Annotated in this window: 15 protein-coding genes and 1 pseudogene; 11 read left to right on the forward strand and 5 right to left on the reverse strand. The window is 72.1% G+C overall.

The features are described from left to right. Positions 1 to 42: 42 nt before the first annotated feature. Positions 43 to 663, reverse strand: coding sequence for an urease subunit gamma (locus AC3WLN_RS16895; RefSeq protein ID WP_492483153.1), 621 nt, complete (start codon positions 661 to 663; stop codon positions 43 to 45). 228 nt (positions 664 to 891) lie between these two features. On the opposite strand from AC3WLN_RS16895, the pseudogene puuE reads away from it, so the two are divergent. From puuE to AC3WLN_RS16930, 7 genes and pseudogenes are all read left to right on the forward strand, one after another. Next, positions 892 to 1,782: pseudogene (puuE, locus tag AC3WLN_RS16900) on the forward strand (allantoinase PuuE); the annotation flags it as partial. A gap of 18 nt (positions 1,783 to 1,800) precedes the next feature. Next, positions 1,801 to 2,451, forward strand: a complete 651-nt coding sequence (gene rutR / locus AC3WLN_RS16905; protein WP_492483155.1) for an HTH-type transcriptional regulator RutR — start codon at positions 1,801 to 1,803, stop codon at positions 2,449 to 2,451. A gap of 249 nt (positions 2,452 to 2,700) precedes the next feature. Then, positions 2,701 to 3,801 carry a pyrimidine utilization protein A gene (gene rutA, locus AC3WLN_RS16910; protein WP_492483156.1) on the forward strand — a complete coding sequence of 367 codons (1,101 nt, stop codon included), beginning with the start codon at positions 2,701 to 2,703 and terminating at the stop codon, positions 3,799 to 3,801. After that, positions 3,801 to 4,553 (forward strand): pyrimidine utilization protein B, encoded by a 753-nt coding sequence (rutB, locus tag AC3WLN_RS16915; RefSeq protein WP_492483207.1) that lies wholly within the window; start codon positions 3,801 to 3,803, stop codon positions 4,551 to 4,553. The genes rutA and rutB overlap by 1 nt, the downstream gene beginning before the upstream one ends. A 316-nt stretch (positions 4,554 to 4,869) precedes the next feature. Further along, on the forward strand, positions 4,870 to 5,259 hold the full coding sequence (rutC, locus tag AC3WLN_RS16920; protein WP_492483158.1) for a pyrimidine utilization protein C: 390 nt from the start codon (positions 4,870 to 4,872) through the stop codon (positions 5,257 to 5,259). A 10-nt stretch (positions 5,260 to 5,269) separates the two neighbouring features. Then, positions 5,270 to 6,049 (forward strand): pyrimidine utilization protein D, encoded by a 780-nt coding sequence (gene rutD, locus AC3WLN_RS16925; protein WP_492483160.1) that lies wholly within the window; start codon positions 5,270 to 5,272, stop codon positions 6,047 to 6,049. Positions 6,050 to 6,180: 131 nt separating this feature from the next. Next, positions 6,181 to 6,660, forward strand: a complete 480-nt coding sequence (locus tag AC3WLN_RS16930; protein WP_492483209.1) for a flavin reductase — start codon at positions 6,181 to 6,183, stop codon at positions 6,658 to 6,660. Positions 6,661 to 6,766: 106 nt separating this feature from the next. On the opposite strand, the gene AC3WLN_RS16935 is transcribed toward AC3WLN_RS16930, so the two are convergent. From AC3WLN_RS16935 to AC3WLN_RS16945, 3 genes are all read right to left on the reverse strand, one after another. Then, positions 6,767 to 7,018 carry a hypothetical protein gene (locus AC3WLN_RS16935; protein ID WP_492483162.1) on the reverse strand — a complete coding sequence of 84 codons (252 nt, stop codon included), beginning with the start codon at positions 7,016 to 7,018 and terminating at the stop codon, positions 6,767 to 6,769. Between the two features lie 658 nt (positions 7,019 to 7,676). Next, a complete protein-coding gene (gene pucL / locus AC3WLN_RS16940; protein WP_492483164.1) occupies positions 7,677 to 8,519 on the reverse strand; it encodes a factor-independent urate hydroxylase in 843 nt (280 codons plus the stop codon). A 35-nt stretch (positions 8,520 to 8,554) separates the two neighbouring features. Continuing rightward, entirely contained in the window at positions 8,555 to 9,865 is a 1,311-nt protein-coding gene (locus tag AC3WLN_RS16945; protein ID WP_492483166.1) for a nucleobase:cation symporter-2 family protein, read from the reverse strand. Positions 9,866 to 10,110: 245 nt separating this feature from the next. On the opposite strand from AC3WLN_RS16945, the gene AC3WLN_RS16950 reads away from it, so the two are divergent. Further along, complete coding sequence (locus AC3WLN_RS16950; protein ID WP_492483168.1) at positions 10,111 to 12,075, forward strand: alpha/beta hydrolase domain-containing protein; 1,965 nt, start codon at positions 10,111 to 10,113, stop codon at positions 12,073 to 12,075. Here the strand turns inward: AC3WLN_RS16950 and AC3WLN_RS16955 are convergent. Continuing rightward, positions 12,066 to 12,455 carry a hypothetical protein gene (locus AC3WLN_RS16955; RefSeq protein ID WP_492483170.1) on the reverse strand — a complete coding sequence of 130 codons (390 nt, stop codon included), beginning with the start codon at positions 12,453 to 12,455 and terminating at the stop codon, positions 12,066 to 12,068. The genes AC3WLN_RS16950 and AC3WLN_RS16955 overlap by 10 nt on opposite strands. 170 nt (positions 12,456 to 12,625) lie before the next feature. Between AC3WLN_RS16955 and uraD the strand changes: the two genes are divergently transcribed. The 3 genes from uraD to AC3WLN_RS16970 all read left to right on the forward strand — a co-directional run bounded on the left by uraD (position 12,626) and on the right by AC3WLN_RS16970 (position 14,178). Continuing rightward, positions 12,626 to 13,507 carry a 2-oxo-4-hydroxy-4-carboxy-5-ureidoimidazoline decarboxylase gene (gene uraD / locus AC3WLN_RS16960; RefSeq protein ID WP_492483172.1) on the forward strand — a complete coding sequence of 294 codons (882 nt, stop codon included), beginning with the start codon at positions 12,626 to 12,628 and terminating at the stop codon, positions 13,505 to 13,507. 158 nt (positions 13,508 to 13,665) lie between these two features. Next, positions 13,666 to 13,866 (forward strand): hypothetical protein, encoded by a 201-nt coding sequence (locus AC3WLN_RS16965; protein ID WP_492483174.1) that lies wholly within the window; start codon positions 13,666 to 13,668, stop codon positions 13,864 to 13,866. A 39-nt stretch (positions 13,867 to 13,905) separates the two neighbouring features. After that, positions 13,906 to 14,178: a hypothetical protein gene (locus AC3WLN_RS16970; RefSeq protein ID WP_492483176.1), complete on the forward strand. Its 273-nt coding sequence runs from the start codon at positions 13,906 to 13,908 to the stop codon at positions 14,176 to 14,178. Positions 14,179 to 14,180: the final 2 nt, after the last annotated feature.

The raw sequence follows: 14,180 nt of genomic DNA on the forward strand, positions 1-14,180 counted from the left end.
GCGCGGGGGAGGGCGGCGCGGGGGGGCATGTTGGCCATGGTCTCAGAGCGCTCCCATCACGTCGCCGCGGAACCCGTAGACGGTGCGGCCGCCGCCCAGCGGCACCAGCGCGACCTCGCGGGTCACGCCGGGCTCGAAGCGCACCGCCGTGCCGGGGGCGATGTCGAGGCGCTGGCCGCGGGCCTTCTCGCGCTCGAAGGTCAGGCCGGGATTGACCTCGTAGAAGTGGTAGTGCGAACCAACCTGGATCGGCCGGTCGCCGACGTTGGACACGCTCAGCAGGGTGCGCGGCGCGTCCGCGTTGAAGACGATCTCGCCGGGCAGGGTGGTCACGGTGCCCGGCACCTCCGCCGAGGCGGCGCCCCGGATCGGGTGGTGCACGGTGACGAGCTTGGTCCCGTCCGGGAAGGTCGCCTCGACCTGGATATCGTGGATCATCTCGGGGATGCCGTCCATGCACTGCGCGGCCGTGAGCACGTGCCCGCCGGCCTGCATCAGCTCCGAGACCGAGCGCCCGTCCCGCGCCCCCTCGACCACGAAGTCGCTGATCAGCGCCACCGCCTCCGGGTAGTTCAGCTTGACCCCGCGGGCGAGCCGGTTGCGGGCCACCTGCGCGGCCATGGCGAGGAGGAGCTTGTCCTTTTCGCGTGGGGTCAGGAGCACGGGGAAACCTCGGGGCTTGGGCGCGGGAACGTCTCGGACGCGGACGTCCCGGGCCCGGGAAGGCAAGGACCGTGCGCGGCGGGGCCGCGCCTCGGCGACGCGGCAGGCATGGATGCATCCCTGGGGAGCGAGCGCAAGCGCCCCCATGGCCCCCGCGGCCGGTTGACAGGACACGGTTCCCCGGCCGAACAGCGGGGCCGACCCTCCCCGAAAACCAAGGGCCGACCGTTGACCTATCCCCGCGACCTCGTCGGCTACGGCCGCACCCCGCCGCATCCGCGCTGGCCGGGCGACGCGCGCATCGCGGTGCAGATCGTGCTGAACTACGAGGAGGGGGGTGAGAACTGCATCCTGCACGGGGATGCGGCCTCCGAGGCCTTCCTGTCGGAGATCGTCGGGGCGCAGCCCTGGCCGGGCCGGCGCCACATGAGCATCGAATCCCTGTTCGAGTACGGGTCGCGCGCCGGGTTCTGGCGCCTGTGGCGGCTGTTCCGATCGCGCAAGATTCCCGTCACCGCCTTCGCGGTCGCCACCGCGCTCGCCCGCCACCCGGACGTGGCCGCGGCGATGCGGGAGGCCGACTGGGAGATCGCCTGCCACGGCCTCAAGTGGATCGACTACCGCGACTTCACCCGGGCGCAGGAGAAGGCGCACATGGAGGAGGCGATCCGCATCCACACGGAGATCACGGGCGCGCGGCCGCGCGGCTGGTACACCGGGCGCTCCTCGCCCCACACCCTCGACCTCGGGATCGAGGCCGGGATGACGTATCTGGCCGATTCCTACGCCGACGATCTGCCCTACTGGATCGACGAGCCGAGCGGCCGCGGCCTCGTGGTGCCCTACACCCTGGACGCCAACGACATGAAATGCGCCGCGATCCAGGGCTTCAACACCGGCGAGCACCTGTTCACCTACCTGCGCGACACCTTCGACGCGCTCTACGCGGAGGGCGCGGAGGCGCCCAAGATGATGTCGGTGGGCCTGCATTGCCGCCTTGTCGGCCGGCCGGGGCGGATCGGCGCCCTGGTCCGCTTCCTCGACCACGTCGCCGCCCACGACCGCGTCTGGATGGCCCGCCGCATCGACATCGCCGAGCACTGGATCCGGCACCACCCGCCGGCCTGAGGCTCCGCCATGACAGAGATCCGCCCGGACGCCGCCCCGGCGTCCGCCCGCCGCCGCCGCAAGGACGGCGCCGCGCGGCGGGAAGCCATCCTCGATGCCGGCCTCGCGCACTTCTCGAATCTCGGCCTGCACGGGGCCAGCGTCGAGGGCATCGCCGAGCGGGCCGGCCTGTCGAAGACCAACCTGCTCTACTACTTCCCCTCGAAGGAGGCGCTCTACCTCGCGGTGCTGCGCCGGGTGCTGGCGGTCTGGCTCGATCCGCTCCAGTCCCTCGACGCCGGGAGCGAGCCGGCCGCCGCCTTCCGGAGCTACGTGCGCGCCAAGCTCACCCTGTCGCGGGACGCGCCCCAGGCCTCACGGCTGTTCTGCCTGGAGATCGTCCAGGGCGCGCCCCTGCTGCGCCCCGAGCTCGAGGGCCCCCTGCGCGACCTCGTCGAGGCCAAGGCCGCGATCATCCGGGACTGGAGCGCGGCCGGGCGGATCGGCCCGCACGACCCCCATCACCTGATCTTCTCGATCTGGGCGATCACCCAGCATTATGCGGACTTCGCCGTGCAGGTGGAGGCCGTCACCGGGCGCGGCCTCGACGACCCGGACTTCTTCGAGCGCACGGTCGCCAGCACGCAGGCTCTGATCCTGGCCGGCCTCGGCCTGCGCTGAACCCCGGATTTCCGCCCCTCGCCTGGGCAGGAAGCGCCCAAACGGCCGGCAGAACGGAGAGAGTTTGGGCAAGCGGCCGAAAATCGCCCGCGAGAGTTTGACCATTTGGTCCGAATGATCTTTGCTCACCGGTGTCGGGAAGGTTCGACCCGCCCCGATCCAGGTCTCTCAGGCCCTGGACCCTGCCTTTGTCCAGGTTTCGCCCGTCCCGGTTCCTGTCCAGGTCATGCCCGTGCGAACGAGGTTGCCATGAATGTCGGCGTCTTCATCCCGATCGGAAACAACGGCTGGCTCCTGTCGGAGAACGCACCGCAGTACAAGCCGAGCTTCGAACTGAACAAGCAGGTGGTCCTGAAGGCCGAGGGCTATGGGCTCGACTTCGCGCTATCGATGATCAAGCTGCGGGGCTTCGGCGGCAAGACCGAGTTCTGGGACCACAACCTCGAATCCTTCACGCTGATGGCCGGCCTCGCCGCCGTGACCAGCCGGATCAAGCTGTTCGCCACGGCCGCGACCCTGTGCATGCCCCCCGCCATCACGGCCCGGATGGCGGCCACCATCGACTCGATCTCGAACGGGCGCTTCGGCCTCAACCTCGTCACCGGCTGGCAGCGGCCGGAATATGCGCAGATGGGCCTCTGGCCCGGGGACGAATACTTCTCCCGCCGGTACGAGTACCTCTCCGAATACGCGCAGGTGCTGCGCGACCTGTGGGAGACGGGGACTTGCGACCGCAAGGGCGAATTCTTCCAGATGGACGATTGCCGCCTGAGCCCGCGCCCGCAGGCCGAGATGAAGATCATCTGCGCCGGCCAGTCCGCGGCGGGCATGGACTTCACGGCCCGGTACGCCGACTACAATTTCTGCTTCGGCAAGGGCGTGAACACCCCCACGGCCTTCGCCCCCACGGTGGAGCGCCTGGAGGCGGCCAAGGCCGCCACCGGCCGCGACGTCTCCTCCTACGTGCTCTTCATGATCATCGCCGACGAGACCGACGAGGCGGCGCGCGCCACCTGGGAGCACTACAAGGCCGGCGCCGACCAGGAGGCCATCGCCTGGCTCGGGGTCCAGGGCGCCGCCGACACCAAGTCGGGCGCCGACACCAACGTGCGCCAGATGGCCGATCCGACCTCGGCCGTGAACATCAACATGGGCACGCTGGTGGGGTCCTACGCCGAGGTGGCGCGCATGCTCGACGAGGTGGCTACCGTGCCGGGCACCGAGGGCGTGCTCCTGGTGTTCGACGACTTCCTCAAGGGCCTCGACGTCTACGGCACCCGCATCCAGCCCCTGATGAAGAGCCGCGCGCACATCGCGGCGGGCCTCGAGCCGATGGCGAAGGTGGCGTGATGGAGCCCGTCGCGAAACCCGCCGGCTACACCGACGCGGCGGGCCGCCAGGGCGGCATCATCCTGGCGGCCCGGCCCGAGCCCATCGCCCTCGACGCCTGCGCCACCGCGCTCATCGTCGTCGACATGCAGAACGCCTACACCACGCCGGGGGGCTACCTCGATCTCGCCGGCTTCGACGTCTCCGGCACCGGGCCGGTGGTGGCGCAGATCGCCCGCGCGGTCCGCGCGGCCCGGGCGGCCGGCATCCGCATCGTCTGGTTCCAGAACGGCTGGGACCCCGACTACGTCGAGGCCGGGGGCCCGGGCTCGCCGAACTGGCACAAGTCCAACGCCCTCAAGACCATGCGCGCCCGGCCCGGCATGAACGAGCGCCTGCTCGCCCGGGGCACCTGGGACTACGCCCTGGTGGACGCCCTTAAGCCCGAGCCCGGCGACATCGTGCTGGGCAAGCCGCGCTACAGCGGTTTCTACAACACCCAGCTCGACAGCCTGCTGCGCGCGGCCGGCATCCGCACCCTGGTCTTCACCGGCATCGCCACCAACGTCTGCGTGGAATCGACCCTGCGCGACGGCTTCTTCCTGGAATATTTCGGCATCGTGCTGGCCGACGCCACCCACCAGGCCGGTCCGCCGGCCCTGCAGGCGGGGGCGCTGTCCAACATCGAGACCTTCTTCGGCTGGGTCTCGGACGTCCCCGCCTTCGAGACGGCCCTCGGGACGGACGGCGCCCGCACGGCAGCGGCCGAGTAGGGCAGGGCGTTTTCTCTCCGGACGTGACCGGCACCGGGAGTGCGGCACTCCCCTCCGACAAGGGCTGGACTTCTCACACATCGTGGATGCAGCCCGTGTCTCCCTCTCCCCTCTGCGGGAGAGGGGGGCCCGCGAAGCGGGTCGGGCCGGGACGAAGTCCCGCGAGAGGGAAGCGCCGTCGTCGGAGAGGTCGCCCCCTCTCCCGCCTGCTTCGCAGGCCCCCCGCAGAGGGGGGAGGGAAGAATCTGAGCCTCGGCGAAATCGCGCATCGTCCCTCCCGATCCCACATCCACGCAGTTCAGGAGCACCGAAAAGAATGCCCAAGACCGTGATCATCCCGCCCGGCACCGGCAAGCCGCTGGCCCCCTACGTCCCCGGCACCCTCGCGGACGGCGTGCTCTACGTCTCGGGGACGCTGCCCCTCGATGCGGAGGCCAACGTCGTCCATGTGGGCGACGCCGCCGCCCAGACCCGGCACGTGCTGGAGACGATCAAGGGCGTGGTCACCGCCGCCGGCGGCACCATGGACGACGTCACCTTCAACCACGTCTTCCTGAAGGACTGGGCCGACTACGCCGCCATCAACGGGGTCTATGCCGAGTACTTTCCCGGCGAGAAGCCGGCGCGCTACTGCATCCAGTGCGGCCTGGTGAAGCCCGACGCCCTGGTGGAGATCGCCTCGGTCGCCCATGTGGGCAAGGCCTGAGGCCCGGGCGATGGCGAGCCCGATCCACCATGCCGTGCAGGGCTCCGGCGAACGCACGGTGCTGCTGTCGCCGGGCCTCGGCGGCTCGGCCGCGTATTTCGCGCCGCAGATGGCGGCGCTGACCGAGCGCTTCCGCGTCATCACCTACGACCACCGCGGCACCGGCCGCTCCGGAGGGACCCTGGAGCCAGGCCACGACATCGCCGCCATGGCCCGCGACGCCCTCGCGGTGATGGAGGCCTGCGGGGTCGCGCGCTGCGACGTGGTCGGGCACGCCCTCGGAGGGCTGATCGGCCTCGAACTCGCCCGCACCCATCCGGAGCGTGTCGGCCGCCTCGCCGTGGTCAACGGCTGGGCGAGGGCGGATTCGGCGACGAAGCGCTGCTTTGCCGCCCGCAAGGTGCTGCTGGCCGAGAGCCCCGAGGCCTATGTGCGCGCCCAGGCGATCTTCCTGTACCCGGCGCCGTGGCTCTCGCAGAACGCGGCCCGCGTGGCCGAGGACGAGGCGCACGCCCTGGCGCATTTCCCCGGCCGCGAGACCGTCCTCGTCCGGATCGCCGCCCTGGAGGCCTTCGACCTGACGGCGGATCTCGGGGGGATCGCGCACGAGACCCTGGTGATGGCGGCGGACGACGACGTGCTGGTGCCCTATCTGTGCTCGGAGGACCTTGCGCGCGGCCTGCCGAACGCGCAGCTCGACCGGGTCCCCAGCGGCGGTCACGCGCACAGCGTCACCCGCGCCGACGCCTTCAACCGGACGCTCGTGGCGTTCCTCGACCGACAGGAGTGATCACCGTGAGCCAGACGAGGCCGAGCGAGGCGCCCGCATCCGTCGAGGCCGAAGACTTGGCCACCGATGCCAAATCCTTGGCCGCCGATACCAAATCCCTGGCCGTCGAGGCGGACGCCTTTCGCGGCGCCATGGCGCGCGTGGCCAGCGCGGTCCACCTCGTCACCACCGACGGCGCGGGCGGCCGGGCCGGCTTCACCGCCTCGGCGGTGTGCAGCGTGAGCGACGGGCCGCCGACGCTGCTGGTCTGCATCAACCGGTCGTCCTCCGCCTACGCGGCGGTCAGCGCCAATGCGGCCCTCTGCGTCAACACCCTGGCGCATGACCAGGCCGGGGTCGCCGCCGCCTTCGGCGGGCGCACGCCGATGGCGGTGCGCTTCGAGGCCGGGCGCTGGACCACCCTGGCCACTGGCGCACCGGCCCTGGTCGGCGCGCTGACGGCCTTCGATTGCCGCATCGTCGCCCGCCACCCGGTAGGCACCCACGACGTGCTCTACTGCGAGGTCGTGGGCCTCGCCGAGCCGGGCAACGGGCATGGACTCGTCTACGCCGATCGGGTCTACCACACCGTGCCGCTGGGCGCGGCGTCGGCCCGCGAGGCCGCCGCCTGAGGCGGCGCGTCGCGCGCATCCCGGCCGGGCCGGAACACAGAAGGCCGGCGCTCCCGCCCGGGGAACGCCGGCCTTCCGCGCGAGCGGGCCTGCGGGATCGGCGCGCTTACCGGCGGTCGCCGCGGCGGGCGCGGACCGAACCGGTGCTGATCTCGTCCTGATAGCTCTGGGGAACGACGACGCGGGCCCGGCCGTCATGCAGCTCGTGGAGATTGCGCGCGGCCGCCTGGCCCTCGAGGCCGCCGGGGGCCACGGCCGGGGGAATGCCCGCGGGGGCGTTGTAGCTCTGGGCGAGGGCGCCCGAGGCGGACAGGCCGAGGGCGATGGCGAGGGCGGCGGTGAGGGAGCGATGGGTCATGGCGGACATCCTGAATCCGGACGGGGTGCCGTGGAGACGCGAAGAGCCCCGTCGAAGTTCCTGGATTTTGTGCATGTCTGCCGCGTGAAACAACAGGAAATGCTTATCCCCTGTGCAGTAGAGTGCAGTTCAGCCTGTCTCGCCGATGCCAGCGAAGAACCGGGACGTCAGACACCCCTGAATTTTCTCTTCTCTGTCAGTGACTTGCCTGGATGCCGCCCATTCGTGCAGCGGGCGTCGCGCGTTGGCACGATCCTTTACCGGCAGGTGCGGCACGGCACACGCGGCCTCCGGCCTCGCGGCCTTCGACGCCCCGTACGGGGCGCATAAGCCCACCTCGCGGCGGCGCGCCTCGACCGCTGCGGGCACGGGGCGTCCCCCCATGCGCTCGGCCCGGGTCCTCGCAGGCGATGCCGGTTCGCCGGGAGACGCAACGGCGCCCGCCCGCCGGACAGGGGAGCCGACCTTGCGCCGTCCGCGGGATGGCCGACGGTGCCGGCATTCGCGGCGGGACTCGTCGGGTGTCGCGCGACGCCCGGAGGCGGGCGGAGCCGCGCCTTCCGCCCCCATGGAGAGGCGCGCCTCCGGCGTTCGACGGGACGGGTCCGACGCGCCCCTGCGCCGGCCGTCACCGCCCGTGGGAGCGGGCGCCCCGGCCTCAGCCGGTGCGGCCGATGGTGGCCTCGATCTGGCCGTGGGGCTCGTCGGTGGGCAGGAAGACCTGTCCGCCATGGGCGATGCCGAAGGGCGCGAGGTTCATCGGGATGTAGTGCTTGTTGGGCATCGCGAACTGGATCTCGGCGATGTCCGGGCGGGCGGCCAGCACCGCCTCGCCCATCCGGTACATGCTGTCCTGGACGCCGGCGCTGTAGGTGGTGGCGAACACCGTGATCATCGTGTCGAGGACGGCCTCGTTGGCCGCCACGGGGTCGTCCGGCGGCGCCGTCCAGGTCCAGGTCGCGTCCATGCTGGTGGCGCAGATGCGGTCGTCGGTGTCCGGCAGGGTGCGGAAGGCGTCGTCGACGAAGTCGGACCAGCCGGATTCGGTGGTCTTCATCAGGGTGTAGCCGCGCAGGCCCGATTGCAGCACCGACCCGTCCCGGTCCGCCACCAGCCGGACAAAGGGCTGGCCGTTGCCGTCGAGGGTAAAGGTGTGGGGGTGCGGCGCGCCGTCAACGACCCGGCGCAGCCAGCGCGTCTCCAGGGCCTCGATGGTGACGGCGGCGACCTGCGGGTAGCGCTCCAGGAACAGGGCGGCGACGTGCCCGACGAAGGCCTCGGTCTCGGCCTCGACGTACTGGGCGGCCGTGATGTTGACGATGTTCTTGATGCTGTCGGTGGCGACGACCTGCCGGTTGTCCGCCGCCGTCCAGGCCGCGCCGAAATCGCCCTCCAGCAGCACCGTGAGGGTGAGTTCGCGCACCGCGTGGCGGGCGCTCGCCCGGGCGAGCCGGAGCACCCGCACGCGGCCCTTGCCGTAGCGTGCCTTCGTCAGGGCCATGATGGATGTCCTCCGGTGATGGGACGCCGAGGGTCTCACGCCTCGGCGGCGTGGGCGAGGCGGGTCGCCTCGGCCCGGGCGTCGGCCGGGCTGCCGAGACCGTTGAAGAACAGGTTCAGGATCACCGCCGACAGGGCGGCCAGCAGGATGCCGGATTCCAGCAGCGGATGCAGCACGTCGGGCATCTGCTTGAAGAAGGCGGGCGCCACCAGGGGGATCAGCCCGAACCCCACCGAGACCGCGACGACGAACAGGTTGTTGCGGTTGCCGGCGAAATCCACCGCGCCGAGGATGCGCGTGCCCGTGGCCGCCACCATGCCGAACATGACGAGCCCGGCCCCGCCGAGGACGCATTGCGGCACCGCCTCCACCAGGGCGGCGAGCTTCGGGATCAGGCCGAGGACCAGCATCACCACGCCGCCGATCACCGTGACCCAGCGCGAGCGCACGCCGGTGACGCCGACGAGGCCGATGTTCTGCGAGAATGAGGTGTACGGGAAGGTATTGAACACGCCGCCCAGCACGGTGCCGAGGCCGTCGGCCCGCAGGCCCCGGATCAGGCGCGTCTCGTCCACGGTCTCGCCGGTGATCTCGGCGAGCGCCAGGAACATGCCGGTGGACTCGATCATCACCACCACCATGACGAGGCAGAGGGTGAGGCTGGCCACGAGGTCGAATTTCGGCAGCCCGAAGGCGAAGGGGCGCACCACGTCGAACCACGGCGCCGCGGCCACCCGCGACAGGTCGACGAGGCCGAAGGCACCCGCCACCGCCATGCCGACCACGATGCCGATGAGGACCGAGGCCGAGGCGACGAAGCCGCGGGCGTACCGGGTCAGGGCCAGGATGACGAGGAGGACGAACAGCGCGAGGCCGAGATAGAGCAGGGCCCCGTATCGCGGGTTGCCGACCCCGCCCGCGGCCCAGTTCACCCCGACCCGCATCAGCGAGATGCCGATGACCAGGATGACGGTGCCGGTCACCACCGGCGGGAACAGGGGCAGCAGGCGCCCCACCAGGGGAGCGGCCAGGAGGGCGAACAGACCGGCGACGATGACCGCGCCGTAGATGCCCGCGAGCCCGAGGGCGGGGTTGGTGCCCATGGCGATCATCGGCGTCACCGCCGCGAAGGTCACGCCCATCATCACCGGCATGCGGATGCCGATGCCGGGCAGGCCCCAGCTCTGGATCAGCGTGGCGAGGCCGCAGGCGAACAGGTCCGCGCTCACGAGCAGCGCCACCTGCTCGGGCGGAAGCTTCAGCGCGCGCCCGACGATCAGCGGCACCGCCACGGCGCCGGCATACATCACCAGGACGTGCTGCAGCCCGAGCAGGCCCAGGGCCAACGGCGGAACCGTGGCGACCGGCGCCGCCGGAACGGTCCGAGCCGGGCCAGTCTGAACAGAGCCGTGATCCACGCGTCGGTCCCCCGTCCCGCGAGCCCCGCGGGGCCGCCGGTTCCGAGATCCGCAAGCCACGTGCCATCCCGGACCGCCGGTCCCGGGACGCCGGCGCCCTCGACCGCGCGGCGCGCCCATGTAAGATCCGGCCCAACAGCGCGGCTTGACGCTGGTCGGGCGAGGACAGGGACATGGTCAGGATCACCGCTCTCGTGGGGGCGCTCCTCTGCGCGGTCCTGGGCCAGCCGGCCCTGGCCCGGGTCACCGCCCTCGAGATCCGGACCGTCGAGCCCTTCGCCGACGGCCAGAGCTTCGGCGAGGCAGGGGCCTACGAGCGGGTGATCGGGCTCGCGCGCGGGGAACTCGACCCGGCCGACCCGCGCAACGCCGGTATCGTCGACATCATACGAGCGCCCCGGAACGCGCGCGGACTCGTGGAATACAGCACCGATTTCTTCATGCTCCGGCCGAAGGATCCGGCCCGCGCCAGCGGCACGCTGGTCTACGAGGTGCTCAACCGCGGCCGGAAATTCCTCTTCAACTGGGTCCTCGACGCGCCGCCCCAGGCGGCCCAGGCGGTGAACGACCCGCGCACCGCCCAGGATGCGGGCACCGCCCTGGTCCTGCGCCGGGGCGACACCGTGGTCTGGTCGGGCTGGGAGGCGGAGGCCCTGCGCCAGCAGGGCGGCATGGCGATCGACGTCCCGGTGGCGACGCAGGGCGGGTCGCCCATCGTCGAGACCGTGCGCGACGAGCTCGTGAGCGCCACCCGGGGACCGCCCGAGGCGCCGTTCTTCCTCACCTTCAAGGCGGCGAACACCGACCAGGCGGCCGCCCGCCTCACCGTGCGGCGCAGGGAGGCGGACACGCCCCGCCCGGTCCCGGACAGCGCCTGGACCTTCGCCGGTCCCGGCGAGCTGCGGCTCCTGCCCGCCACCGTCAAGCCGGAGCCGGGCACGCTCTACACCCTGACCTATCCGGCCGCGAACCCGAAGGTGCTCGGCATCGGGTTCGCGGCCACCCGCGACGTCGTCGCCCATCTCCGGGGACCGGCCGCGCCCGGAAACCCGGCCGGCGGCGCGATCACCCACGCGGTCGCCCTCGGCATCTCGCAGAGCGGGCGCTTCCTGCGGGACTACGTGTCCCAGGGCTTCAACCAGGACGAGGACGGCCGACGCGTCTTCGACGGCATGCTCCTGCACATCTCCGGCATCGGCGGCGTCTACCTGAACGCCCGCTTCGGCCAGCCCTCGCGCACCAACACCCAGCACGAGGACCATCTCTATCCGGAGAACGCCTTCCCGTTCTCGGCCGCCGCCCAGCACGATCCGGTGACGGGCCGGACCGGCGCGCTCCTGCGCGGAGACGGGTTCGACCCGCTGCTGATGGAGGTGAACACCAGCACCGAGTACTGGCAGAAGGGCGCCTCGCTTCTCACCACCGACCCCCTGGGCCGCGCCGACGTCGCCCTGCCGGAGACCGCCCGGGCCTACCTGATCTCCAGCGGGTTCCACTACGGACGCGCCGGCCTGAGCGTGGCCCGGGGGCCGTGCCTGCATCCGCGCAGCACCCTGAGCCCCGCCCCGGCCCTGCGCGCGCTCCTGGTGGCCCTGGAGGACTGGGTCGCCCGCGGGGTCGCACCGCCGCCGAGCCGGGTGCCGCGCCTCGCCGACGGGACCCTCGTGCCGGCCGCGGAGATCGGGTTTCCCTACATCCCGGGCCTGCGCCTGCCGGAGGCGCCGAACGCCATCGCCCGCTTCGCGAGCGCCGTCGATCCTCATCCGGAAGCCGGTCCGCAGTACCGGCCCCTGGTGCCGAAGGTCGATGCGGACGGGCACGAGATCGCCGGCATCCGCCTGCCCGACGTCGCCGCCCCGCTCGCGACGCAGACCGGCTGGAACCTCTATGCCGAGCCCTTCCCGGCGGGCGAGCTCTGCGACCGGGAGGGCAGCCGGCTGCCCCTGGCCGAGACCCAGGCCGAGCGCGCGGCAAAGGGCGACCCGCGCCGTTCGCTGGCCGAGCGCTATCCGGCCCGGGGCGACCGGGCGGCGGCGGTCGCCCGGGCGGTGGACGGCCTCGTGGCCGAGCGGCTCCTCCTGCAGGAGGACGCGGAGCGCCTCGTCGCGGCCGCCCGCGCGGCGGAGGCTCAGCCCTGATCCGAAGCCCAGGGCGCCCCTTTGCGCAGCTCGTCGTAGAGGCGCTGGACCTCCTGGATCGTCGCGTGGCCCCGGCTCCAGTTCGTCTCGCGGACGTTGGTCTCGGTGAAAGCGCTGTGCGAGGTGCCGCCGAAGCCGTTGAAGACCGTCTCGACCCCATCGACCCGATAGTCGATGCGATAGGACGGGCTGAGGCCCGCTCCCTTGCCCACTCCCCGGCTCTTGCCCGTGACCCCGATCCGCACCAGAGCGTCGCCGTGCCGCTTCTGGCAGAAGCGCATGTTCCCGAGAAGCCGGCGCAGGTACTCCTCGGGCTCGGCGAGGTCGCCCGCAACCTGGATCAGGGTCGCGTCGGGCGGGAGATGCGTCTTGCGGATCATGGCTGGCCTCGCTGCCCGTCGGGCATCCCTCGGTCGGGCGGGATCGGATCGCCGGCCAGACCACATTTTCGCGCGCCTGGCGATCCTTTGGGCAGCGAAGCACCGGCGCCGGATGGCCCGTTGCCTGCTACGCCGGATCAGGCGGCACGCCCGTCGCAGGAAGGACCACGATGCTGACCCTCGACGACCTGAACCAGGCCACGCGAAGCGATTTCGTCGCCGCCCTCGGCGCGGTGTTCGAGCACGCGCCCTGGGTCGCCGAGGCCGTCGCGGCGCGCAGATCGTTCCCCACCGTCGAGGCCCTGCTCGCCGCCATGCGGGGGACGGTCGAGGCTGCCCCCGAGGCGGCGCGTCACGCACTCCTCGCCAACCATCCCGAACTCGCCGGGCACGCTGCCCATGACGGCGCGATCGCGCCCGATTCCATCGCCGAACAGGCCGCCGCCGGCCTCGACCGGCTCTCGGAGCCGGAATACGAGCGGTTCGCCGCGCTGAACGCGGCCTATGTCCGGGCCTTCGGGTTTCCCTTCATCCTGTGCGTCAAGCGCCATGGCCGCGCCTCGCTGCTGCGGACGTTCGAGGCGCGCCTGGCCTCCGACCCGGACACGGAGCGCCGGACCGCCCTGTCCGAGGTGTTCCGCATCGCCGCCCTCCGCCTCGGCACCCTGGTGAGCGGCCCGGGCGCGCCGCGCGTCATGGGCCGGATCTCCACCCATGTCCTCGATACGGTCGCGGGGCGGCCGGCGCCGGGCGTGCCGGTGGAACTCCACGAATGGGTGTCCGACACGGAGACCGCCCTGGTGGCCCGCGCCGTGACCAACGCCGACGGGCGCACCGACGGGCCGCTGATCGGCGGCCGCCCGGTGCCGATCGCCGCCTACGACCTGCGCTTCCACATCGGCGACCACTTTCGTGCCACCTGCCCGGGTCTGCCCGAGCCGCCCTTCCTCGACGTGGTGACGCTGCGCTTCGGCGTCGCCGACCCGGAGGGGCATTACCACGTGCCCCTGGTGGCGAGCCCGTGGAGCTACCAGACCTATCGCGGCAGCTGAGGGCCGTCGCCTCCGAGGCCGCCTGCGTCGTTCCGTTCGCGCAAAGCCTCATGATTCCAAGCCATTCCGGCATATCCCTTGCGTGCCACTTGATCGATGCCCGGGCCGGCGAGCCCCAGGGAGGACGGGATTTGACGCATCGGTTTTCAGTCCGGAACGTGATCGCACGCGGTCTCGCCGCGGCGCTCCTCATGGGCGGTTCTCTCGCACTGGCGCCCGCAGCCCGGGCGCAGGGGACGCTGATCGCGCCCGGCGGCCAGACCCGGGTCACCGCCCCCGGCGGCCTGCGCGGCCGAACCGGCCTCCGCCCCCGGTACAAGGCCCGCCACCGGGTGATGCATCACCGCCGCCACCGCTGAGTCGCCCCCGAACCGCCCGCTTCCAGGAAACCAGACCGCATGATCCGTGTTCTCAGCCTGCTCACCCTGTCCCTTGCCCTGCCCCTCGGCTTCGCAGGCCCGGTCCTCGCCCAGAGCGTCGGCGCACCTGCCGGCATCGACGGCGCCACCGCGCCGGGCGGCACCGAGGGCCGGGCCGGCCCCCGCAACGAGGCGGAAGCGATCCGCAGCGGCGAGGCGATCCCGGTCCCGCCCCGGGCCGGTGGCGTTCCCGCCGAGGAGATGCCCGCGCGCGGCACCGAGGTCCCCCCGCCGCCGCCCGCTCGTCCCTGACG

This window comes from Methylobacterium sp. FW306-05-D, from assembly GCF_058782155.1.